The sequence below is a fragment of the Fannyhessea vaginae DSM 15829 genome (assembly GCF_000159235.2).
Taxonomy (GTDB): Bacteria; Actinomycetota; Coriobacteriia; order Coriobacteriales; family Atopobiaceae; genus Fannyhessea; species Fannyhessea vaginae.
On record NZ_ACGK02000001.1, the window covers coordinates 1 to 26,006 of the forward strand.

Consider the following 26,006-nt stretch of genomic DNA (forward strand, 5'->3'; position numbering starts at 1 on the left):
GTAAAGTGCGCAATAGGAAGCTTATGGAAGTGAGCAAGATATACTACATCTCCCTTATCGTTAGCGACAAGCTTTTGCCAATCAAAGAAGGTATAACCTGTATCAGCTTGGGTTGAAGGAACACCTATTTCTTCGTTTCCTTGTGTATGAGCACTACGAAGCTCTTTGTCAAAGTACAGAAGTGCATTAGGATCAATGGTATAGCCACGACGTACATAAAACGTTGTAAATGGAGAGGTAAGGCGTCCATGATCGCGCAAACCAACGCGATACATAACCTTGGTGTAGTTATGCTTAATGAACTCAGCTTCTGGTGTGTCTTGCGCTGGGAGGTGTTGCTCTGGTATGACACGAGGCAGGACACGAATGTTTACGGCAATGTTCTTTACTTCAATATCACCCTTATCGTTTTTGTACTTAAGACCAAAACGCTCAACATATACACCTGGTTTTCCAGCAAGCGGGTTCAGCGGCACCTCAGTTGACGGAGCCTCAAAGCCAACAAAACGATCAGAGTTCATAAACGCAGCTAAACCAGGTACTACCGTAGTTCCTTGTTTAATATCGTTGATGAGTTTGTCATAATTGGGCACTTCATCATACACACCAATAACAACGTCATCCTTTGCCGAAATGTCGGGAACTTCGGTTTGGTGAGCAATTAAGGTATACGCATGCTTTGGATTATTGGCAGCGTTAATTTGGTCTGCGTCTTGAATAAGCGCACCGTTTTTGTCGTACACCTGCCAATCAACAAAGCCCGAAAGTAACGCCTCAAGCTCATGCTTATGCTTGGTAATATCGGTACCACTTTGAATGTAGAAGATATACGGACGCGTAGAGCCATCTTTCCATGTATGTTTTGGACCAGGTAAGAACGCGAGTGGCACATAACCTTCTGGAACGGTATCTTGTTGACTTGAGTCCAAAATGTAGGGTTGCTTTTTATACTGTGCAACAAACTCATACGTGGCGTCACTAAAGGCTTTACCATAGACAGCCTCAAGTTTACGAAGTGTTTTCGTTAAGTTTTCTGGCTTTAAGTCTTCGGCAGAAAGCACGATATTCGTCACGGTTGTGCCTGTTGGCGTGTCAGTTTGTACCAACGTGGTGAACGGCAATACACCGTCAAGGCTTCGACGCTGGCGTGACGAGCTGCCTGTTTGAGGTGTGTGCTGAGCATTTGGCTTTATTTGCAACTTCCAACCAGTAAATACCCACTTGAATTTTTCACCTGAAGCGTCGGTTTGATCTACCTTTGCAATAACACTTGGAACAGCAAGCGTAATGTCGGTATTTTTCTTTACATAATGAGTAAGCGTTGATTCATTATCTCCGCCTGCCAGAACACCTCCATCTGCTGCAGAGAATACAACTTTGGCATAGTTGTCCTTAAATTGTTGCTCTTCTCCGTTAAGCGGCTCAGATGTTTGCTGCTTACGTGTAATCTCGCCAACTATTTTACCACCTTGCGTATTAGAGAGAACCTTATCCATAACACGCAAAACGCTGGTAAGTTTATACACGATAGGTTTATCCATATCTTTATGTTGAATGGTCACCGTCAGCGGTACCGTATATACCGCAGCATCAGAAGAGCTTGGTTTTTCAGAATTGTTCTTATCGCCATAAGTTACACTTATTTGATAGCTACCATCATTGTTTGTAGCAATGTTATCTTTTTCGATAGCAGCCATGTTAGCGATAAAGTCTTTTGCATCGGGTACCTGACCATATTGCGTGATAACAATTTCTTTTTTAACAGAAGGATCAACCACCGATTTTTGACGTGCAACAAACTCTTGGAATGCGTCTTTTGAGAGCCATGCGGCTGGATTGGTTGCGTGGGCAGCATTCATACTGCTTTCTGCGGTAATTCCTTCCATATTACTCTTTGACCAGTCGCCCTCATAGTCAACAAGCTGATTGCCAAGCCATGCAAGTACGCTGTCTTTAGGATCGGTAATAGGTTTACCGTCCTTATCAAGCTTAGAAATATCAGTGTCTTTCTTAATGTAGAGTACCTTTGGACCAGTTGAGCCATCACGCCACATACGGCCGGGAGCAGGCTTAAACGATACAACAACCGAGTCGGCAGGAACCGTACCATCTATAGGCTTAGTTACTACATAAGGAACTTTCTCATAAACCGCCTTATAGATGAGGTCACCTGTTTGTTCGGCTAAGGTGAGTTGCTCTGCCGCTGGTGTTCCTGCTACTAAGTCACCATCTGCTGCTTTATGAGCGTCTGCTACCTGCTGATTAGAAGCTGAAACCAGTCGCCATCCCAAGAAACGATAGTGATATCCATCATCTTTATAGTCTTGATTCAAAATCTTAGGAACGCGTACCTTAAGTTTTTGGTCTTTTGCTACATAGTAGTCAACAGAATTTTTGGTTTCACCAATCATCGTACCCTTATGCTGCGACTTTTCGTTATCGTCGGTAATAAAGGTAACTTTACGGTAGTTTCCATCAAAAACCTTGTAATCAATGGGTGACTTGTTTTGATCGGGCTTATTCTTGCTGTACAGCACGCCATATATAACTTTAAGCTGAGAATTCATCTTAAATACTTTAGGCTCTGCCATGTCGTGATACTTAATGGTCACCTTAAGCGGAACCAGATATACACCCGAAACCTTAGACTGTGGCGGATTTCCAACAAACTCCACTGTATACGAATCTATATTTTCTGACCCTGGAATCGTTTGCCCAGACGCGCGTACCAATGCCTTTAATGCAGCGTCGTTCTTAATAAAGTCATTTGCAGCAGGAACCTTGGTATTTTGAATGATTGCCAGATAATCTGGGATAGGTTCGGGCTCGGTATGTTTCTTTTGATGTGCAACAAACTCTTGGAAGGCGTTGTTAGACTTCCACGCATTTGGATCAGTAGAGTTTTTCATACTGTCAATAAGCGTAATGCCATCCATGGACGACTTTGTCCAGTCGTTATCATACGCCGAGAGCTGTGAACCTAATACCTGCAAAATTGAAGGAGTTGTAGTATCACCATCAGGAATAGGTCTTCCGTGCTCGTCCAAACGAGAAATATCCATGCCCTTTTTAATGTAGAGTACCTTTGGTCCAGTTGAGCCATCATGCCATTTACGACCAGGAGCTGGCTTGAACGATACAACAACACTATCGGGTGGAACATTACCATTTTCAGGTTTGGTTACAATGTAGGGAATCTTCTTATATTGAGCCTCATAGATTACATTTTCTTGCGCGTCAAACTTTATAATACGCGTATCCGAGCTAAGCTCAGCCGCTGCCGCGCCACCTGTAGAGGTTTTCTTCCAACCCGTAAAGACGTAGTGATATCCATTTGCCTCATAATCATGACCCGATACCTTAGGAACAGCAATGTCATATGACGCGCCTGTTTTCTTAAAGGTAAGGTATCCAAGTTCGCCCTTATCATTTGCACCCGACAGCTGTCCGGGTTCTTCTTGTGCGCCCGTGGGTTTACCGTGCTCATCTAACACATTGGTTTTCTTTGTTACAAAAGTAACCGTTGTATATTGTTGTTTGAGCGTTTGATCCGAAGGTGCGTTTTCAGATTTTAGAACAGCACCTAATACCTGCAGGCTACCCGTAATGTTGTACACGCGCGTATGCGTAGAATCTGAGCTGTCTTTGTATTTGACGGTCACCTTAATGGGAACCGTAAGGTTTGCAGCTGCATTGGTTTGAGGAGCCTCTACAAATTCTGCCTTAATACTTTCAAAGGGTGAATTTGCATCGGTCTTAAATTCGTTGATATTCTTAATGAACTCAAGAGCCGCAGGCGCATCTGTTCCTTGAATAATAGTTTTTGCTACGCCACCTTGTGGGTCTGTGTAGGGTGTTTGACGTGCGACAAACTCTTGGAAGGCGTTATTAGACTTCCATGCTTCATCGGCACCGCTTATCCCCTCGCCATGTTTTTTCATGCTTTCGATAAGCTGGATACCTTCCATGGATGACTTGGTCCAGTCGCCTGTGTAACCATAGAGCTGCTTGCCCAGATGTGCAAGAATACTCTTGCTTGGATCGCTCACCGGCTTACCATGCTCATCAAGCTTGGAAATGTCCATGCCTTTTTTAATGTAGAGAACCTTTGGACCAGTTGAGCCATCAGTCCACGCACGACCAGCCGCCGGCTTAAACGAAACAACAACACTGTCGGGTGGAACGTTTCCGTCCTCACTCTTTTCCATGATATAAGGTATCTTTTTATACTGCGCTTCATACACAACGTTGCTGTCTGCGTCAAAAGTTAGCGTACGAGCAGAAGCGTCAAGCAGCACCTCTTGAGCATGTGCGCCAGTTTGTACCTTCTTCCAACCCGTAAAGACGTAGTGGTATCCGTTAGCAGTGTAATCTTTGCCCGTAACCTGCGGGATGGTAATTGTGTAGTTGGCATCGTCTTTTTTGTACGCCAAATATTGTAGCTCGCTCTGATCGCCATTATCCGTAGCACCCGATACCTGACCAGGCGCTTCCTTGTCGGCAACCGCTTGACCCTCTTTCAAAGGAGCATCTTGCTTCTTGCTTACAAAGGTAATGGTTGTGTACTTGCTTGTAAGTGCAGGGTCACTTGGAGCGTTTTTCTTTTCAAGTACATCGCCTAATACGTGCAAAGAACCTGTGATGTTATACACACGAGTATGCGTGGTTTCTGCGCTGTCTTTATATTTAACGGTTACTTTGATAGGTACGGTAAGGTTTGCAGCAGCATCGGTTGAAGGAGCTTTTACAAACTCAGCGCTTATGCTTTCAAATGGAGAGCCATCAGCAGCCTTAAACTGGTCTTTATTCTTAACAAAGTCAAGTGCCTCAGGTGCCGCGGTGCCCTTGACAATGGTCTTTTCTACACCGCCAACAGGATCAACATACGCTGTTTGACGTGCAACAAACTCTTGGAAGGCGTTATTAGACTTCCATGCTTCATCGGCACCGCTTATCCCCTCGCCATGTTTTTTCATGCTTTCGATAAGCTGGATACCTTCCATGGATGACTTGGTCCAGTCGCCTGTGTAACCATAGAGTTTTTCACCCAAAACCTGAAGGATCGACTTAGTGGTATGGTCGTCTGCTTTAATGGGTTTACCGTGCTCATCGAGCTTGGAAATATCCATACCCTTTTTAATGTAGAGTACTTTAGGACCTGTTTGTCCGTCTTTCCAAGCGCGACCAGCTGCTGGCTTAAACGAAACAACAACGCTGTCGGGCGGAACAGTACCATCTTCGGATTTAGCCACAATGTAGGGGATTTTCTCGTACATTGCTACATATGACGCATTATCCGTAGGTTTAATGTCTTTATAGTGGTCTTTTGGACCAATATCAGGTGTAAAGTTTTTCCATGTAAAGTCGGCGGGTAACACGTCAGGTGCGGTACTACCAGACGCACCACCAGTTTGAGCAGACGCCGTATCAACTTTTTTCCAACCACGGAACACATAATGATAACCGTCGGCTTCAAAGTCACGACCAGCAGCAGAAGGAATATCAAGCGTATAGGTGTCTGCAGGTTTTTCGGTAGTGCCTACATATACATATGCGCCTAGTGTTTCGTATTCGCCTTCTTGGTGCGCAGTTTCGCGACCAGTCATAATACCTTGGTTAGTCTTAGACTTAAAGGTATATTTCTTATAGTGTGCAGCTACCTGAGCTGGGTCATATTTATTAAGATCGCCTTGGAGGAACGCGCGCGGCATGACCGTATAGAAAAACGGAACTTTTTTGCTTACGCGATGGCCTTCTCTACCTGCGGTAACCTCAATAAATACCTTGTGCTCACCTGCTGTGGTTGAGTCAAGCGAACTTACAGGCTGTCCATTTTCATCGAAAAGCTTATACGTTGCAGCCGCACCAGGGGTACTAGCATCTGCCTCATTTTTATACTCTTTAGCATTTTTAATAAGGCTCATGATCGTTTCATTGGTGCCCAATACAGGAGCGCCTGGCAAAACATAGCGATGATCAATTGCTATAGGGTCAATCATCACAAAATGCTTGGTGTAGGTACGGTCTTTGGCGTCTTGCCCCTCAAACGTAAAGCCATCTATAGCCTTAAAACCTTTATCGGGTACAGGAGTTGGAGCTTTGATAACGTTTATCTTATATTTGTCCAAAACAACAATATTGGTAAGCGTATCAAGCGTTTCATCTTTAGTACCACCATGACCGTCAGAAATTTGGCGCGAGAGGCGGCCGTTTTGGTCGGCGGTGTAGTTAACTTTGTAGTAGCCCGTGGGCGTTTCTGCCTTGGGGTCGGAGCCTACAAAGGCATTTTCGGTCTTTTTGAAGTGGGCAATGTAAACAATCTTATGGTCAAACGTTTGCGAGTTGGCAGGCAAACGATTGGCACCATCGTATTTTTGTCCGTCATAGTAGTCTTCTGAAGTCCAGCCTACAAAGGTAAAGCCTTCTTTTGCAACAGGAGTTGGCAAAGGCAGCTGATATGCTTTTGTGCCCTGTACCGCGTCAAGCACAATCTCCGAAACATTTGTTGCAGGCGCGCTTGGATCAAACGCAAAGGGCTTAAGCTCACCGCCAGCCGTTTTAGAAATTTGTGAAATAACTTTTTTATTTTTTACAACCAGCTCGGTAGTTTCTGTCTTAAATACCAAGCGCGAATAATTGGTAGGTGTTACTTGCGTATCGTCTTTACGATTAAGTATACGCACGTCATCATAAACAAACGTGTAGTCGTAGCTGTCTTTATAGCTACCGTTTGACTCTGGCTTAATCACAAACTGGTACTGCGGAGCAATACCATGTTTAAGTACATAGCCAGGAATTGTTTTTGCTTCAACAACGTTATAGTTAAGCTTATTTGTAGTGTAAACAGAAACATTTCCCTCTTGAGGCTCGGACGCGGCAATCTCATTACCTGCAGCATCTTTATAATGTACCGTATAGTGTCGTTTTGAATACGGCTGATATACAAACTCGGCGCTGTTTTTGCTTGCGTCATCATTTACCACAAATGTTGAATACGTATGATCGGGGAAATACTCATCATCGCGGTACCCCGCTTGTACCGAGGTAGAAGAACCGGGGCGCAAATCGTGGAGTTGCTCAACTTTTATATTGTGAATAAGTTTGTTAAGCTCTTCTTGATTGCCTGTTTTCTTAGCTGCTTCATATTGTTCAATGGTGCAACCAGGATTGAGGAACACTTGACGCACCGTACCAGTAACACGCTTGTCTTCAATCCACTCGGCACGAACTTCTAAGTCTTCTACTACAGGCGTGCTAAACGCAAACGGCAACCAGTGTTCGTGACCGTCTGCATCGTGCGTTTTTACTTCCCAACCATAAAATACATAGCCAGAACGCTCGGCAGGAAGAGGAAATTCATCTTTAGGAATTTTATTCTTGTCACGCGTAATACCATCATTTTTAGCTTTGTGAGCATGTGCTCCATGCTTTACAAACACTTCTGAGTGCGAACCATCCCCACGGTTCATATCGACCTTAATGGTATGTGTAACCTGAGCAGGCACCCAATGTGCATAGAGCGTAAGTCCACCATCTGGTAGTACGCGCTGTGTTGTTTGTTTTTGTACATAATCAAGAATGTCTTGTGCACTTAGCGGCGTACCGTCAGACTTCATGTGCGGAATAAGCACCTGCGAGCCATTGGCGTCAAGTGCCCAGCCGTCAAAGACGTAGTCTTTAGGCAGATTATCAGGTCGTTTTATGAAGTACTCTTTACCGTTAAGCTCAAAACTGTACATACCGGGGAACTGCTCAGGCGCTTGCCCAGCTGGCGTATAAGGCTTAATAGTAGGCGTAAACTTTCCATCTTGAATGCGGCCGCCCATAATATAATCTTTTTTGAAAAGATTACTCCCAAAAGGAGATTGGATAGTAGCGGCGTTACCGTTATTATCTGTTACCTTGGTAGCTGCGTCGCTATAGAAGTGAAGTGTGGGTGTAGTACGATCGTAGGTCCACACAAGAATGGCGCTAAAGGGGTACTTAACAGGTACTTCTTTGAGGTTACCCTCCTTATCAACTACTTCTTGTATGCATTCGCCTTTGCTGTTTTTCTTATAGGTAAAGTCAAATGCGTCTTTCCACTTTTCATTAACGTATTTCTTAAAGCGCTCTTTTTCGTCTTTATCTTTTTCTTTGTCACCTACAAGTGCAACAGGTGATTCGCCTTTCGCTTTAAGATATGCACAATAGTCTTGATACAGCAGTTCATACACGCATTGCATGTGTTTTTCGGGTATAGAGGCATTTGGATCGAGTATGGGTTTTTGCTCTGAATTGCCAAAAAAATACTCGTCTTCATTATTCCAAATAGCAGGATCTCCACCTGATGTACTCGAGGGCGTTTTATACCCAATAAGATTTGGTCCGACAAATCCATTCCAACCAAGTAAACTCGATTCGCTAAAATTTCCGTTTCTATATATATAGTTATACTGGGTGTAAGACATCACGCTTATTTTGTACTGCGGTTTTGCGTGAGGGTCTTTAAGTCGTGCTGCAGCAGATTCAGGTGTTTCTACACGTATCACTACATGAAAAGGCCCATTTGATGGCTCATTTGATTGAAATTGCCTCGTGTCCATAGGAAAAGGCGTAAAAAGCCGCTGGTAGGGGTTGTAGTCGTAGTTACCTACCTCGGTTGTAGAGGTGCCTTGATGGTAATGCTCACTAAAGCAGAAGAAATCTTGTTTGTTGTAAAAATCTGCGCCCTTTACTTCACGCGTGTAATACACATCTTCAAAACCAAAGCGATAGGGCGGCGTATCAAACACATTGTCGCCATCATCTGATATACCCTTATGCTTGTTGGTAGCGTCACCAAGTATGTATAAGCCCATATTCGCCTGAGGCTCTTCTTTTGAACCGTCGATTTCTCTTCCGTCTATATCATGTGTTCTATCAACAGGGCTATAGGTAATTTGAGATGTCTTTGGAAATTCTATACCAGGGCGCAGCTCTTCGTTAAAGCGCACTTTAATAGCGTATGCAGAATCATGTTTATCTTTATCGTATGTATATTTTTTCCCGCCTATCGTAACCGTGGTGCTGCTGCCTCTTGCATTACCCTTATAGTCGGGGTCGCCAGCTATGGGAGGATTGGCGTAGGGATCTGCATCTGTACTCTTCTTCGACCCATCAGGCTTAGCAAAGTAGTAGGTATACACCTGTCGGTCATACACCGCGTTCAGCACGGTTGTGCCATCGGGACGCAGCTTATACAGCGGACGCATCTCTTTTGCACCAAACCACTCAGGCGCCTCGCCTGCGTTCAGCTTATTTTCTAGCTGATAGTTTGGCTTATAAAATCTATCGAACTCTTTATCACTCGCAAGGACTTTTTCAACGTCTGCTTTTATACGATCATTGGTGGTATCCAGCCCGTCAAAGTGCACCTGCTTGCGCTCTTCTGCGGTAAGTGTGCCTTTGATCACACGATATTTCCCGTTTAGCATATCGGCTGGTGCGTCAAACGATGGGTTGTATTTCGTGAATTCATTTTCGATATTCTGGTCGCTTTTGCCTGTGCGCTGTACACGTCCCACGTAGTCGTAGTTGTCAAGGCTGTTGGGATCGTTGGGTTTTACCAGGCGTGCTTTTTGCACCCATACATTTACCCAGTAGGTAGTTTCTTCTTGGGCGGGCTTCCAGTGCGCTATAAATTTAACGTCGTTATCGGGCAGAACCTGTTTGGTAAAATTCGGGTCGAGCGAAGGCGTGTCACTTTCTTTTCCTTTAATACCTTTTACGGTCCAACCCAAAAACTTGTAACCCTTGCGTGCAGGATTATTTTGTTTGAGCGTTTTTTCGCCAAATTTATACACATGACCTTGAATGGCTGTGCCGCCTTGCACGTCGTAGGAAACTTCGTGCTTTTTAAGCAAATAACGCAGCTCAAACACCAAATGTTTATGTGGCGTTTGAGTGGAACTGGGATCTTGCGCCTCGTCGTCATCGGCTTCGGTATAATACGCGTCGTCTGGAATTGCAGATCCTACCAAATTGGGCTCTGGGCTATAGCCCTCGATATTTACCGGCTGCGCAAATACTTGCGAGCCCACCAAACCTATTGCCTTACTTACGCATACCGTATGCCAATGTCCTTGCTCGTCTTGCAATTGTACTTTGTGATTAATGTCTTTATATTCGATAAAGCGCTTGGAACGTGGATCACTAGAATCGGTAACCGTTGGGTCATAGTTTGGATTTTGCAGCATATGACGAACATAAAACGTTACCTGCTTGGGGTTATATTCAAGCGTAAACTCACTAACAACCGTATCGCCCTTACTCAAGCGGTCATTTTTATATTTTTCAATAAGTTCTTTATCAATTTTAATATAGGTTTGCACCGATGCATTTTGCTCGGTATCAAGTACATATTTGCCCTGCTCGTTTTTAATATATTTACCACGTGGAGCACGATAGCCCTTAGTAGTAGGAACAGGAATGTATACACCATCTGCGCCTTGTGCGCTAATTTCGTTGAGTTTTGCCTCGGTAAACGAAAATTCTGTTGGCTGAAGAAGTTGTTTAGTTTGGTTGCCCGAAACCGCATAATGCACCGTAAAGTTATACACCGTCTTACGCTCATTTTCGGGGCGTGCCACCTGACCATTTGCCGTAGGTTGATCTGTTGCTTCTGGGTGCTCGGTATTGGGCTTTACAACTTGTTGGTTGGTGTTGTCTTTAGGTTTTGAAGGCGTATTAGCTGGTTGGTGAAGGGGGGGGGTAGCCGAATTTGGCTCATTATGCGCAGTGGTGCCTGAAGGTTGTGCGCCTTGTGCACCTTGTGCACTTACAGGAGCCGGCGCTACATTGGGCGTTTGAGCTGACTTTGCTGCAGAAATTGTATGCGCTGCTGCTTGAGTGTGCTCAGAAATTGACGGGTGGGTAGCCTTAGATCCAGCGTTTGCTGAATCGTGTGGGGTCGTTTGCGCAGACGCCGAAGCTTGTTCGATAGCAGCATCCGTTGCATTGTCTGCCTTCTTTGTTGATTGAGCAGCAAATGCTGGCGTGGTAATTGCAAGTGTAGAAACAAGGGCAACACTTGCTGCAACACCTAAAGACGTTTTCTCGCGCTTATGTTTTGCGGTTATTTTTTTATGTGATGTAATTTGTTCCATCCTATTATTTTTAACCATACCAACACCTGTATACAATAATCGATATTTACACCTATAAGCTTAACTATTGTAACAACGGTGCTAAGCTTTGTATAGAGCAATCATTGTTTCTCCTGTTTTAGCAGATTAAAGCCTATGGATATAAGCGTCTGTAGATATTTATATCCAGACGGTATATTTATTGCATAAGTCGACTAAAAATATTCGATACGGTTATTTTATTGTATATGCTTGGCAAAACGCATGATTTATGGTGTGCACGCGAAAACAGATAAAAATTCACTGTATAACTTATACACGCGCTGATATACAACTTTCCTAAGTCAGCTTAAACGGTTTTTATACTCAAATTCTTGTTTGCGCAATCAGCTATAAAAAAAGGTACTTTTCCGCTTATGCGAAAAAGTACCTAAACACCCCTTGTCTTATGCAAGTGCTATAAGCTATAAACAGCGTATAAATATACGTAATTTACTCTTATAGCCTCTCAAAAGGTGTAAAAACTTAGTTCCAACCCTTGTTATCAGAGCCAAAATCGCGAATGAGTTCACATGCGCGCTCCACAATAGCTTCACGACCAGGCTTTAAGATCTTACGAGGATCAAAGCCCTTAGGCTCTAAGTCTTTACCCTCTTCTACATATTTACGAACTGCAGCGGTAAATACTTGTTGGAGCTCGGTATTAACATTAACTTTGGAGATACCCATAGAAATTGCTTTTTGAACTTGCTCGGTAGGAATACCGCTTCCTCCGTGAAGAACCAAAGGAAGATCGCCAACTTTTTCTTTAATCATAGAAATACGCTCAAAGGAAAGGCTCTTCCAGCTCTTAGGATAAACGCCGTGAATGTTACCAATACCACAAGCAAGTGCGTCTACGCCAAGATTAGCAAAGATTTCGCATTGCTTTGGATCTGCCAATTCACCAGTGTTGGTTACGCCGTCTTCGGTACCACCAATGCCACCAACTTCTGCCTCAACAGAGATACCTTTTTTGTGGCAAAGTTTAACAATTTCTTCGGTACGCTTACGATTGAGTTCAAAATCATTCTCACGAGAACCGTCATACATAACAGAGGTAAATCCTGCCTCGATAGCCTGAAATACTTCTTCGTAGTTACCGTGATCGAGGTGCATAGCAACAGGAACCGTAATATTTTTAACTTTAACTAATTCTTCGACCATGTCTTTAACAAGCTTGAATGAAGTTTGCCATTTAGCAGCTCCACCTGTGCACTGAACAATGACAGGAGCTTGCTCTTTTTCAGCGGCATCCAAAATTGAAGAAGCCCACTCAAGATTGTTGGTGTTAAACGCACCAATAGCATAATGTCCTTGCTCTGCGCTGCGAAGCATAGAAGATGCAGAAACGAGCATGAAAGTACCTCCTTGACGTACCAACCGTTAGCATTCATATATATAATACCTTTTTCTCCATAAGAGTAACGTAGGTATTGTAACTTATACGAAATATATACGAAACTTCACGAATAACGGCGTGATATAACGTTTTATCACGGATTTTCTGCTTATTTTTGCTCGTGGTGGCACATTACATTTGAAGGCAAATTTGATGAAATGAGCCAAATGTATACAATTTCATGCTCATCATGTGACACTTCTATTGTCTTTGTTTGCATGCAAACATTTAACGACATATTTTATACCAACAAGCCTGCGATGTGAGCTTACCACGCAAATGCATCAGTGGGCGCTTGATAATAGGCAAGCCATGACGGATCGTGAAGCTTAAAGAGGGTAACCGAAAGCCCTGCCATATTTAAGCTTGTCATAAATGTTCCAATTTTTACATCGATAATATTGAGCCCTTCAAGATCAAGGAGCTGTAGAATGTCATGCGTGAAAATAAGCTCCTCTTCGCGCGTGCAGCCACCCAGATTGTTTACAAGCACAATATAGGGGTCGTGAGTATGCCAGTGGAACTTTAAATTGAGCTTATTTACCAGCTCAACGGCTAATTTTTCAGACGATTCAAAACCAATAGTGCGATAACCTTCTTCGCCATGAATACCAATGCCATAAGAAATATCATGGTCATCAAGCTCAAACATGGGCTCTGTTTTTCCTGGTAGCGTTGCTGCTCGACTTGCAACACCCAGTGTAGCAATACATTCAGAAATTTGATTCCCCATGTACACTAAGCTGTCAAGATCAACTTTTGCCTGCGCTGCTGCACCTAGAATTTTGTGCATAAGCACGGTGCCTGCCACACCACGCTGCCGACGCGTAAACGAACTAGACTCAATAGAAATATCGTCGTGAGAAATTACATACTCAACGTTCATGCCCATCTCACGAGCCTGTCGTATGGCACTCCCAAAGTTTGTAACGTCTTCTTCAAAGTTTTTAATGATAACAAGTAAACCCGTTTTGGCGTTATACACCGTTTTAATGCCCTCAAGGATGTGCTCGGCTGAAGGAGGAACAAAGATCGGACCTTCAACAGCACAACTAAGCATTCCCTGGCCAACATATCCAAAGTGCGCGGGCTCATGACCCGATCCACCGCCCGAAAGCAGTGGCACACAGTCTTTTGTTAGGTTTGTACGATATACAATACCCGTTTCTTTTTTATACTTAAGTTTGGGGTAAATATCAGGCAAAACGCTCAGCATATCTTCAACAACGTTCTCCGGCTGATTGATAATCTGTATCATGATGCTTCCTGTTCTGTATCTTACGTATGTGGCTGCGCTAGAGCGTATCGTCCGAAATAATTTGTAAAGTAATGTTTATGGTATTCTTGCACATCTTAAACAATATCTCACGGTTAAAATTTTCATGCATCACATGGTAGCGAATAACATTAGAAAGCGCGATGCTGTGATAACTTATATACGGAGCAATGTCTATATCTGCACCGTTTAGCTCCTCATCAAAGATTTTGCGTATGAGTTGTTCGCAATAGTCCAAAAAATAGGTTGAAAAGTCGTTTTGATCAACAATCTTAAATAATTGTGCATAATAATGCACGTGTTTTTCAAAAAAGTAAAACACTTCTTGCAGCAAGTCCAGACCACTCAAAAAGTCGAGCCGATCGGAAATTTGCTCGTGAAGATCGTTTTGGAATATCCAATCTACCAGATCGTATTTGTCGATAAAGCAATCGTAGAAGGTTTGCCTGCGGATATGTGCACGTTTCATTATCTGGCTTACCGAGATTGAATCGAACGTGCGACATTCAATTTCTGTTTTGAACGCATTTGCAATTTTCTTTTTGGTGATGATCGAACCAGACATGCACTCTATCACCTCCCACGTGTACCAACAGTATATAAATTATTACGGAAAATGTGACCAAGGACAATGGACAAGGAGTATAAGTTGTCCACTACAATCAAAAAAATTCCTTGCATACAATAGCACTAACAAGAATGCAAAGCGCACATACACAAGCGTTTACTGCAAGAGATGACCCATGGTACACAAGGCTTGCATAACTACATGGGTATCACGTTTGGCCTGACAAGACTCAACGCCTGCAACACCAACGTTTAATTGTGCGCTTGCATTAAACATTTATAGAAGGGTTGGTAGCCATGAAAAAGATTATCAACGATCCCACTACCGTTGTAGATGAGATGTTGCAAGGCCTCACCTTTATTCACAGCGATGTATTACGCCGTGCAGAAGGTTTTGACGTTATTATGCGCCGCGCTGAAAAGCAAGGTCACGTTGGTATTATTTCGGGTGGTGGCTCGGGTCACGAGCCTGCTCACGCAGGGTTTGTAGGTGAAGGCATGCTTTCTGGTGCTGTATGTGGTGCCGTGTTTACATCTCCTACGCCCGACCAAATTTTGGAGGCAATCCGCCAGGCAGATGAGGGTGCGGGCGTATTTATGGTTATCAAAAACTACTCAGGCGATATCATGAACTTTGAGATGGCACAAGAGCTTGCCGAATCCGAAGATATCAGGGTAGCAAGCGTTGTTGTAGACGACGATATTGCTGTTGAAGACAGTTTGTACACACAAGGGCGCCGCGGCGTTGCAGGAACCATTTTTGTGCATAAAATTTTAGGCGACGCGGCACGTCGTGGTTGCACGCTTGAGGAGATCAAAGCGCTTGCCGACGACATTGTTCCACGTATTCACACCATTGGTTTAGCACTTTCAGGTGCAACCGTGCCTGAGGCTGGAAAACCTGGCTTTGTTTTGGACGAAGACGAAATTGAGTTTGGTATTGGTATTCACGGTGAGCCTGGTTACAAGCGCGATGCGATGGCTCCGTCCAAAACCTTTGCACAAGAGCTCTTTGGAAAACTGTATGAAAGCTTTGATTGGGATACCAATAAAAAAGTTGCTCTTCTTGTTAATGGTATGGGTGCTACTCCACTTATGGAACAATACATTTTTGCTCACGATGTTGAAGAACTTTTAGCCGAAAAAGGCATTGAAGTTGCATTTAAGAAACTTGGCAACTATATGACATCTATTGATATGGCGGGCTTATCGCTTACCCTTATGCAGGTAACCGATAACGACGTTAAGGCGCTTAACGCACCTGTTAATACACCAGCTTGGTAGTGATAACATGGAAACTCAAGTAACTGTAAAGTGGCTTTTAGCCTTTGATAAAAAAATTCAAGAAAACAAAACCTACCTTACCGACCTTGACACCCCCATTGGTGACGGCGATCATGGCGCAAACATGGCGCGTGGCATGGAGTTTGTGCGCAAAGCACTTGAAGAAAAACCACCTAAAACAACAGCCGAAGCCCTTAAACTGTGTGCAATGCAACTTCTGAGCCACGTTGGTGGTGCATCAGGTCCTCTGTACGGTTCGGCATTTTTGGGCATGAGTATGCATGCAAACGATAGTCTTCCCGACATGTTGCAGTGCGGGCTTGATCAAATCCAAAAGCGTGGTCATGCCGAGCTGGGAGAAAAAACCATGGTTGATTTTTGGAGCCCAGCCATTGAACAGCTGCGCCGTGGTGAACTTAGCTGCGACAGTATTAAAGCTCTGGTAGACGCTACTGCACCTTTGCGCGCAACGAAGGGTCGTGCTTCATACACCGGCGAGCGCTCGTGCGGCCATATCGATCCTGGCGCGGCTTCATCTGGCATGCTCTTTTGCGCCCTTCTTGAGCAAGGAGTGTAGTATGAGCACAACAGATACACAAGGCACTGGCAGCGTTGGTATCGTTATTGTTTCGCACGTACCCGAAATTGCACTCGGCGTAAAAAAGCTGGTGGATCAGGTTGCCCATGATGTAAGTATTACCTATTGTGGCGGTACGGCAGACGGTGACATTGGAAGTACGTTTGATGTGGTTTTAGGAGCTATCGAAGAAAATACCGCTGATACGCTGCTTGCATTTTATGACTTGGGAAGCGCAAAGCTCAACTTGGAGCTTGCGTGCGAAACGTGTACAAAAAAAGTACTTATGCAGCCAGTTCCTATTGTTGAGGGTACGTTTGCCGCAGCTGTGTTAATCCAGGCAGGCGCTGCGCTTAGCGAAGTCTTAGACGAGTTAGAACCCCTCAAAATTACCAAATAATCTCGTTGAAATGAGATGAATAGTTAGGTGTAATTGCTAAAAGGAGGCACGTATGAATGCTCTTATTGGTGAATTTTTTGGCACTATGATCATGGTGTTGCTTGGTAACGGCGTTGTAGCAGGTAACATCTTGCACAAAACAAAAGAGGAAGGAACTGGCTGGACAGCAATAGTCCTTGGCTGGGGTGTTGCAGTAACCATTGCCGTATATATTGCAGGTGTTGTATGTCCTGGTCACTTAAATCCTGCAGTAACTATTGCACTTGCCGCCGCTGGTATGTTTCCTGTTGAGCAAGTACCCAGCTTTGTTCTTGCGCAAACACTTGGCGCAGCTGCTGGTGCTACTTTAGTGTGGCTGCACTACTACCCACACTGGAAAGAAACCAAAGACGCTCCCACTATCTTGGGTTGCTTCTCAACTGCTCCTGCCATTAGACACACCTGGTCTAACGTACTTGACGAGGCACTTGGCACCGCTGTACTGGTTATTTGCGTTATGGCATTAGGCCCAAACAACCTTGCGAGCGGCCTTGGTCCTATTGTTGTTGGTTTGGTAGTTATCGTTGTTGGTTTTTCTCTTGGTGCAACAACTGGTTATGCTATTAACCCTGCTCGAGACCTCGGTCCTCGTATTATGCACGCCATTTTACCTATCACAAACAAAGGTGACTCCGACTGGGGTTATGCATGGATCCCTGTTGTTGGCCCAATCGTAGGCGGCGTTTGCGGAGCATTGTTGTATCAGGCATTTTTAACGCTTATGTAGGCTGAACTTATTGGTCCTATCTACATGTTCGTTGTAACCTTTGCTTTGGTTGCGGCTCTTACGATAGGTGTACCTCTACTTTAATTTCATTTGAGTTTGTGGCTTAAGTTTTAGCTGCACCAAAGTTTGCACTGCCTTGCTACCATAGGTGTAGGGCAGTGCATTTTTATGGAATTTAGGCGTATGGACATTTGGGCGTATTTTTGGCGGTCGCATTCCCATGGAGTGCAGTATTTACTAGAAAGCTACACCCAGCTTTTCTGTTCTTAATATGACTTTATGCCTTGATACTTATTTATACTAAAATTTGCAAAATGTATACAATTTCATGCTTATCATGTGACACTTCTATTGTCTTTGTTTGCATGCGAATATTTAGGGATATATTTCAAAGAGGACATAGCAAACAAAGGATATATACATGGACAAACAGCAGCTTCAACAAACACAGCTTCCTATAGACATATATCAGAAAACACAAGCTGCGTCTACACACCAACAGCAAAAGCAAGCATCATACTCAACGTATCAACCAACACAAACAATGTATTCCACTCATCAACAAAAACAAAGCGCGTATGATGTGCAGCAAAATAACTTAAATCAGACCACTAACATTGCAGAACACGTGCCGTCTATTACAAATCAGAAACAAAATCAGCAGCCACATACTAAAAAAGGCGTGCTCAACGATATATCGTTTGTTGCCATTGTTGCAAGTACGCTTGCTTCTCTTACGTCTTTTGTACTTTCTTCTCAGATAGGCCTTACAGGTTCGATTATAGGTGTAGGTATTGCTGCCGCAGCATCGGCTCTTGCATCACAAGTATGTAGTTCAGTATTAACCGCTACTGGTGAAAAACTTAAAGCACAACAGGATCAGCAAGAACAAGCGCGCCTACAGCAAGCGCGCACGCAAGCTCCGGCTCAAACACCACATGCAGGCACACAGACACCAGAACATAACGCCCAACACTATAATTTACGACTTGCTCCACAATCCTTAAGACTGGCAGCGTCACAGCAAGCAAGAAAACGATTGATACTTGTTGGTGCGTTGAGTACTCTAGCTGCGCTTGCATGCGTTGGAATTTACGCAGCTGTTGTCATGTTTGCAACGCACGGCGAAGGCATTGGCTCAAAACAAGTCTTTACCCCAGCACCTCAAGTACACAACATACAAGATAAACAAGGATCATTGCCTAAAAAAGACGAAACAATTGCGCAAAAACGCGATAATGCATCTCCTAAACAAAATAAAGGCACTTCTACCACTCAAAATGCTCAAAACCAGCAAGATAGTGAAAACGAAGGACAAAAAGATACCACGGATACCAACACCGAATCAGACACAGGCGGCCAAAAAAATACCAATGAACCCACCGCTACTCATCAGAAACATGAAGGCACCGTTCAAGGTGGTACATCTGTTTCTGGACAAGAGAAGAAAGACAATAACGCCAATAACCAACCAAATGACACACAGCAAAAATCATCAACAGACACTAACGAAAACTAATGAGTAAAGCGTCTACTCAAGTAAAGCGTCTGTGCATCTAACAAGCACATAGCAGGCATTCGACCCAGCTACAGAAGCGATAGTATCTCTTTTTTGCATGATAGAAATTCGGGGGTAAGCGCAAAAGCATCGGCGTGCATTGATACATCGTGCGTAGGAACATGAACCTCACCAACTATAGTATGCGCCGTAGTGGGTACCTGTTGATTTTGAAGAGTACGCTGCGTTTTTTTGGACATATGTCCTAATACGTACACGCGTGATGCCATAGTAGCAGCTTCGTCTACATCGTGCGTAATCGCAAGCGTTGCAATGCCTAAATCGTGCGCAATATCACAATACCAATTCCGCATGGCAACGCGCGTAAGCGCATCAAGTGCCGAAAAAGGTTCGTCCAGCAAAATACAATCGCTTCCCATAAGATAGGTGCGCAAAAATGCGGCACGCTGGCGCATGCCGCCCGAAAGCTCGTGTGGCCACTTATATTCACAACCCGCCAAGCCAAAGCGCTCAAAAAGTGGCTGCGCTTGACCGTATGCTTCTGCTTGCACAACACGGCGCAAAGTAAGTGGAAGGCAAACATTATCAATAATACGTTTATGTTCCAAAAGCAAATCTTTTTGGAACATGTAAGAAACATGACCAGGGCGTCCTGTAATATCTGTTCCATGAAAAAACACCTGCCCCATCACAGGTTTCATAAGTCCTGATAGCGCATGTAAAATGGTTGTTTTACCACAGCCCGATCTTCCCACCAAACACACAAGCTCGCCTTTTTTAACAGACATGGTTATATCCGCAACAACCACCGAACTCCATAGACGCTCATCACATGTTGCTCTCTTTTGATGATCGTTAAGATTAAAACCAGAAAATAACGTATGTTTGTGCTCTACAGACGGCACCTGCTGCCACGAAAGATACATGTGTTGTGCCATAAGTGTAGGCATATCTGTTTGTTCATTCATATACAATCCAACTTAGCTATACAAGCACAATTTTATGTGCAAAAGCAAAGACTCTTTGTGCAAGCCCGTACGCGGCAATAGAGCATATACAGACGTTTAAGCATGCCCAAATCGCGCATTGGCACACCTCATAATTATAGATGTGCCAGTAAGCGCGTAACCTCTTAATATGTGATATATTCCATGCTAAAACCTTTATTAACATCAATTGGGTTATTTACAAGCTTGTTGTCATTAAGCCATTGGAAATATCTTGACCAACGTACAGGATCGATAATGCCCCATCTCTTCGCATCGTCAATATACTTTTTAGAAAGAAAATGTTGACTTTCGCGCACCAGTGCCGGATCAAGCTCTTTAACAGCGTCGCACAAAATTTGTGCTGCTCCATCAGGATCTTTAACTGCGTCCGTGTAACCCTGACTGCAAGCTTCTACAAAATTTTGTACCAAGCTGCGATTATCTTCACTTTCTTGTACAAAATTACTGTTAACTGCAAGCACCGGTGTATAAAAATCAAACACTTCATCCATGTCGTTAAACGCAAAATAATTGATGTCATAATTTTGAACATGAGCGTTTTGAACACCCCAGCCTTCAAACACCCACACGCAATCATACAATTTTGCTTTAAGCCCTTGAACTTCATCGGTTGTAGCATCGGCAGGAACCATCTTAATCTTTGAAAAATCTCCGCCGTCTTTTTCTACAACATGTTTTACCGTAGCTTGTTCAATAGGCATGTTCCAAGTTGCATAGGTATGATTTTGCATAAATTTAGGCGAAGTAATACCGTCTTCTTTTCTGCTCATAATACCTGATGTATTGTGTTGAATAATGGCTGCAATAGCCTCGATAGGAACAGGATTATCACTTGCAAGCGTATTGGCAATAAAGTCTTGGTAACTAATACCTAACTGCGCTTGGCCAGAGCCGATCATAGCCTCGGCTCCATCTTCTGCAGGCTGCACAATTTCGATATCAATGCCTGCATCTTTAAAGTAACCTTTTTGTTGTGCAACATATATGCCTGTATGGTTAGTATTGGGCGTATAGTCTAAACAAAACGTAATCTTGGTGAGTTTTTTAGATTCATTGTTATCTGAATCGCCTGAAGACGCGCTATTTTGAGAGCATCCAAACAGCGAAAAGCCCGCAAATGCCGCACCTGCTGTTCCAATAAATGCACGACGAGTTAATTGAGAAGCCATACTACTTCCTTTCTACCTTTTCCAAGGCATACATATATGTTCAAGTGCGCGAACCGCACCCATCAATACCAATGAAAGTGCCGATGTTAAAAAGATGACGGCAAACATTTTGTCGTAAGAAAACGACTTACGAACACGAATCATGTACACACCCAACCCCGATATACCTCCCAACCACTCGGCTATAACGGCACCGATAATGGCGTAAGTTGCGCTTATGCTTAATCCACTAAAAAAGTGACTCAGCGCACACGGGAGTTTAACGTGCAAAAATACCTGCCACGGGCGTGCATTCATAATCTTCATGAGGTTAATAGTTTGCGAGTCAACCGATGCAAACCCTGTAACCAGCGAGATAGTAATAGGGAAAAACGTAGTAATAATCACTAAAACAACTTTAGGTAACAAATCGTAGCCAAGCCACAACACCAAAAGAGGAGCAATGGCAATAGTTGGAATAGTTTGCGAAATGGTGATAAGTGGATTAAGTGCCGCATGAATAAGCGGTGAGGAATCCATAAGAATTGCAACAATAAATCCTAAAACACAGCCCCAAAACAAGCCCAAAATTGCCTCGGTTATAGTTGTGATACCGTGAGCACACAACAAGTCTTTGTCGCGAATCATCGCGCTCAATACCTGAAGCGGGCTGGGAAGTAAAAAGTTGGCAATAGCTCCTGTATCAACTGCTGCTTCCCAGATACAAATGAGCAACAGCGTTACTACAACAGGAATTATGATTTGTTTTGTTGGGAGCGCCTTACGAAGTTCCATCTTACTATCAATCGACGTGCGGAATAGATACTAAATACACAACATGTGCGTGCGTCTGTATACTCATACAGTACCTGCATGAATGTACGCATTTACGAGCTAAGCTGTGTTGTTGCATTATGCTGGGTATAAGGAGATAACTTTTGCGCAGTTGAAAGCACTTCGCCTTGAGGATGATAATTGATTTTTACGTACGTCATCATTGAGTGGCAGCCAGCTTGTGCGCCAACAAGCGGGCAATTTTTAACGATTTCTAAGCATTGTTCGTAAGAGCCTTCAATGGTGGTTTCAAAAGGAGCAACAAAATAATTTACACCCGTCGAAGCAATATAAGCAATTACAGCATCTACCTGCTTACATATTGTTTTATCATCTTTGGCGTCCATGGGTAAAAATTGAATAGCAACAGAACACTCCATACTAACCTCAACTCTCTTAACATAGCACTTACAATTACCGAGGAATCGATTACCAATACAGGGCAAAAATAAGCCTATGCCAAAGCTTAGGCGTATGTGTTTGTATATGATTCCTACGCTGGCATTGTCCAGATCAGGTACGGTCAGATGCTGGCATCTTTCTCAGCCTACCTCGCTGTAAGCTCCCAAACTTAGATTAGCTTAAATTGAACACGTGAGCGCGCATAAACTTGATGTGCCACGCAAATTACAAAAACGACAGGAAATAAAAATCCCACTACATACACCTTGGCAACGCACTAATCAACACTTTTAAGCGATTCAACCATATCAATACGATTAAGTTTTGGCGTCATAACCAATACAATAAGTCCGGTAAATACCAGCGTCAAGACAAAAGCAATCACAAAGCTCTCAAGGTGAATAGTTCTACTGAACATCACATAATCAACCTCGGCAGTTGCCACTACAAAGCGTTCAAGATATACACCTACACCCAAACCAAATACATCACCTAATAACGACAACAAAAATACTTCTCTAAAGATATACGCATATATTTCGCGCTTGGTAAAGCCCAAAACTTTAAGGCTTGCAATTTCGCGCAAGCGTTCCTCGATATTGATGTTGGTAAGGTTATACAAAACGATAAACGCTAACAAAATGGCAGAAATAATCAGAACTGCCACTACGTAATCAACCACCGAAATCATATTGCGATATAAAGAAATGGTTTCGTCTGAAAACGCAACAAGCGAAACATCGTCACAACTGTGCAACTCACTGGCAATATTTTGTTGCTGTTCGCCGGGTTTAAGATCGGGCGCTTGAATAAAGAGCGTTTCATACATAACAGGTGACGACGAAATCTTGGCAAAAATTGTTGGTGCAATGTAAACGGTAGTGCCTACGTAATTTTCGCATATTCCCGTAATAGTAAGTTTATGGCCGGCGCCAACTGAATTCCCCACTTTATCGCGGTCGAAAAGTACAAGCGTATCGCCAACACGCAAGTGATGAAGTGTTGCCAGCTTTTCGCTGATAACAACGCTTGACTCATCAAAGGGAACCTGCTTGCCACTGATTCGGTTTTTAAGCGTAATTGACTTATTAAAAATATCCAACGACTGCGGAACAACAACATCTACATGCGTTGAAGAAAGTGTATCGTCTTCGCCTTTTGCTGCCATATGTGCTGTATGCACGCGATCGATATGCTCAATTTCTGGATGTTGGTTAAGTACGTCTTTAACATGCTGCACATCCAGATCGTTGGCATGATCATTTAAACCAACCGTCATCTGATAATGCGTAATATCTACGTACTGTTTGTTGATAATATCCCAAATGGCGTCATGTAAACCAAAGCCCACCAGCAATAAAGCGGTACAACCTGCAATGCCAATAACGGTCATAAACAAGCGTTTTTTATACAAAAAGAGATTTCTAAGCGTTACTTTCCACGAAAACGAAATGCGGCGCCATAAAGGACGAATACGCTCAAGAAGAATACGTTTTCCTGCCTTGGGAGCGCGCGGAAGCATAAGCGGAGCAGGCTGTTCGCGCAAACTTGAAAGCACCGAACAAATGGTTGCAATCAGCGTAATGCCTATACCCAATCCCGCAGAAAAGACTGCTACGTCGGCTTTTATGGGAAGCGGTGGTGGCAACAGTGGAATAGCATATATTACTGAGTACGCCTTCATAATAATAAGTGGCAAAACTTGGCATAAAACGCCAACGCCTAAAACAGAGCCAATACCAGCAGCCAGTAACGCATACACCAAATATTTTGTTGCAATTTGTATAGTAGAGTAGCCCAATGCTTTATAGGTGCCAATAAGTATGCGCTCATCCTCCACCATGCGTGTCATAGTGGTAAGCGAAACAAGAGCTGCTACCAAAAAGAACATAAAAGGAAATACACGAGCCAAAGCGTCCATGCGCTCGGTATCGGCATGGTAAATAGCAGCGCCTTCGTGTTGAGATCTATCTAAAATGTATATGTCGGGAAGATCGGTTGTATCAATCGTTTCTTGTGCATCATCGAGCTGCTTTTGAACGGTAGCAAATTTGTCATCGAGTTCTTGCTTGCGCTGTGCAAGCACACGCGCGCCTTCATCATATTTCTTTTGACCTTCTTGCAGACGAACATACGACGCATCAAGCTTGGCTTGAGCTTGTGCAAGCTCTTGCTCGGCGTGAGTCAATTTTTTATCTGCCACAGCGCGTTCATCTTGTAGCTTTGCTTTTGCTGCAAGTAATTGCTGTACCCCTGCAAGCCCTTGTTGCAAACCTTGCAGCTGCTCATCAGGCGATACAGTTTGCTTAGATAACGAAGACGCAGCTTGCGAAAACGGCGCATGAGGCACGTGCAGGCGAGCGACACGATTTGAACTTGTGTTTTGAGCAGAGCGATCGCTTGCAAAAGGCGGCGTATCTAGTGTTGAAAACTGTTTTTTCGTTGCAGCATCCTCAACCTGCTTAGATCCTGTAGTTTGCCCTTCTTGCGCGCGGAGCTTAAAGTCTTGTATGCGTTGTTGCAAAACTGTTTGAGCTTGCTCAAGTGAAGAAACATCCATCCCTTGTGCGCGAAGTGTTGATAACAAAGTTTTTTCTTGCGTGGCAAGACGCGTTTGAGCTTGAGACAACTTGTTTTGTGAGGCAGCTTTTTGTGATTCAAAGGCTTCTCGCGACGCTTTTAACTTGCTTGTACCTTGTGTGTATTTGCGCCATGATTCCTGCAGCTTGCTATGTTTGCGCGCAAGCTCAGATTCGCCAGCTTCTAACTTTTCAAATGCTTCGTTTTTTTGCTGCTCAAACTCAGTCTTTTTTTCGTCAAGCTTGCTTTGTGCCAGCTCTTGCACCTCGTGCTGGCGAAACACGCTCATGCGGTCTTTTTGAGCTTCAAGACGCTCTTTAGTAGCACCTACGATGTTTTTGTATGCATCGCTATTACTTTGAACACTATCAGCACCTTCAACGCTTATATACAGCTCGGTATAGGGAAAATCCTGCTGAAATGTAGATGTTGGTACAAAAATATATTGATCAATAGAGCCCGAACCAATAGTTGTAGATCCAAAACTTCGCGTGTAGGGATATAAAGGAGATGTTATGGTTCCAACCACACGTAAATGTCTGGTAGAAAAAATTTTATCAAGATCTTCGTTTGCCGAGGTAATATCAACAATATCGCCTTCACTCAATTGTGCATGAGGAGCATATGCCGCAGCCAAACATTCGTCAGGTGATTGCGGAAGTCTTCCTGTTACCAATTGAAAGCGATTAAGAAAATCAAAAGAAGAATCCTTTGCAGCATATGTATGTCCATCAACAAATTGTTGTGCCATCGTAGTGTCAAACGAAGAAACGCGCACCGCTACCTGCGTATCATTCATACGTGCAATAGCGTCAACCGTATGATTGGGCATGCAAGCACGCACACCTTCTACATCGTCAAATTGATGAATATCGTCGTTAGAAAAACCAAGCGTTGAAATGAGGCGTATATCCCAAACGTGGTTATCGTCGTAATAGGTATCCATGGCCTGTCGCATGTCGGGACCTGTCATCATAAGTCCAGCAAAGAAACCCGTGCCTAAGGCAACTATCGCAACAATAGCCAAAAAACGACTGAACGTGGTATGTATGGACCGCAAAGTTTGGTGAAGAAGCGGCGCAATTCTTTTGAGCACT

The 26,006-nt window shown here is 43.7% G+C and carries 14 protein-coding genes; 5 read left to right on the forward strand and 9 right to left on the reverse strand.

What is annotated here, in order from left to right:
- The 4 genes from HMPREF0091_RS06100 to dhaS all read right to left on the reverse strand — a co-directional run.
- Nucleotides 1-11,144, reverse strand: an 11,144-nt coding sequence (locus HMPREF0091_RS06100) for an InlB B-repeat-containing protein (RefSeq protein WP_006302105.1), incomplete at its 3' end; no start/stop codon positions are given.
- A 486-nt stretch (nt 11,145-11,630) separates the two neighbouring features.
- The gene (locus tag HMPREF0091_RS00015; RefSeq protein WP_006302109.1) at nt 11,631-12,503 is read right to left on the reverse strand and encodes a class II fructose-bisphosphate aldolase; all 873 of its coding nucleotides are present in this window, start codon (nt 12,501-12,503) and stop codon (nt 11,631-11,633) included.
- 311 nt (nt 12,504-12,814) lie between these two features.
- Nucleotides 12,815-13,804, reverse strand: coding sequence for a DhaKLM operon coactivator DhaQ (dhaQ, locus tag HMPREF0091_RS00020; RefSeq protein WP_006302111.1), 990 nt, complete (start codon nt 13,802-13,804; stop codon nt 12,815-12,817).
- A gap of 37 nt (nt 13,805-13,841) precedes the next feature.
- Nucleotides 13,842-14,387 (reverse strand): dihydroxyacetone kinase transcriptional activator DhaS, encoded by a 546-nt coding sequence (gene dhaS, locus HMPREF0091_RS00025; RefSeq protein WP_006302112.1) that lies wholly within the window; start codon nt 14,385-14,387, stop codon nt 13,842-13,844.
- A gap of 299 nt (nt 14,388-14,686) precedes the next feature.
- Here dhaS and dhaK point away from each other — a divergent pair, with 299 nt between their 5' ends.
- From dhaK to HMPREF0091_RS00050, 5 genes are all read left to right on the forward strand, one after another.
- Nucleotides 14,687-15,673, forward strand: coding sequence for a dihydroxyacetone kinase subunit DhaK (gene dhaK, locus HMPREF0091_RS00030; protein ID WP_006302114.1), 987 nt, complete (start codon nt 14,687-14,689; stop codon nt 15,671-15,673).
- Nucleotides 15,674-15,680: 7 nt separating this feature from the next.
- Nucleotides 15,681-16,250, forward strand: a complete 570-nt coding sequence (dhaL, locus tag HMPREF0091_RS00035) for a dihydroxyacetone kinase subunit DhaL (RefSeq protein ID WP_006302115.1) — start codon at nt 15,681-15,683, stop codon at nt 16,248-16,250.
- Nucleotide 16,251: 1 nt separating this feature from the next.
- The gene (gene dhaM / locus HMPREF0091_RS00040) at nt 16,252-16,650 is read left to right on the forward strand and encodes a dihydroxyacetone kinase phosphoryl donor subunit DhaM (protein WP_006302116.1); all 399 of its coding nucleotides are present in this window, start codon (nt 16,252-16,254) and stop codon (nt 16,648-16,650) included.
- 52 nt (nt 16,651-16,702) lie between these two features.
- Nucleotides 16,703-17,416 (forward strand): MIP/aquaporin family protein, encoded by a 714-nt coding sequence (locus HMPREF0091_RS00045; RefSeq protein ID WP_006302117.1) that lies wholly within the window; start codon nt 16,703-16,705, stop codon nt 17,414-17,416.
- Nucleotides 17,417-17,837: 421 nt separating this feature from the next.
- Nucleotides 17,838-18,935: a hypothetical protein gene (locus tag HMPREF0091_RS00050; protein ID WP_006302118.1), complete on the forward strand. Its 1,098-nt coding sequence runs from the start codon at nt 17,838-17,840 to the stop codon at nt 18,933-18,935.
- Nucleotides 18,936-19,003: 68 nt separating this feature from the next.
- Here the strand turns inward: HMPREF0091_RS00050 and HMPREF0091_RS00055 are convergent, their stop codons facing one another.
- The 5 genes from HMPREF0091_RS00055 to HMPREF0091_RS00075 form a co-directional block, all read right to left on the reverse strand.
- Entirely contained in the window at nt 19,004-19,903 is a 900-nt protein-coding gene (locus tag HMPREF0091_RS00055; protein WP_006302119.1) for an ABC transporter ATP-binding protein, read from the reverse strand.
- A gap of 164 nt (nt 19,904-20,067) precedes the next feature.
- Complete coding sequence (locus tag HMPREF0091_RS00060) at nt 20,068-21,114, reverse strand: ABC transporter substrate-binding protein (protein WP_006302120.1); 1,047 nt, start codon at nt 21,112-21,114, stop codon at nt 20,068-20,070.
- A gap of 12 nt (nt 21,115-21,126) precedes the next feature.
- Nucleotides 21,127-21,888, reverse strand: coding sequence for an ABC transporter permease (locus HMPREF0091_RS00065; protein WP_006302121.1), 762 nt, complete (start codon nt 21,886-21,888; stop codon nt 21,127-21,129).
- 92 nt (nt 21,889-21,980) lie between these two features.
- Entirely contained in the window at nt 21,981-22,307 is a 327-nt protein-coding gene (locus HMPREF0091_RS00070) for a thiamine-binding protein (protein ID WP_006302122.1), read from the reverse strand.
- Between the two features lie 299 nt (nt 22,308-22,606).
- Nucleotides 22,607-26,005: an ABC transporter permease gene (locus tag HMPREF0091_RS00075; RefSeq protein WP_006302123.1), complete on the reverse strand. Its 3,399-nt coding sequence runs from the start codon at nt 26,003-26,005 to the stop codon at nt 22,607-22,609.
- Nucleotide 26,006 lies beyond the last annotated feature (1 nt).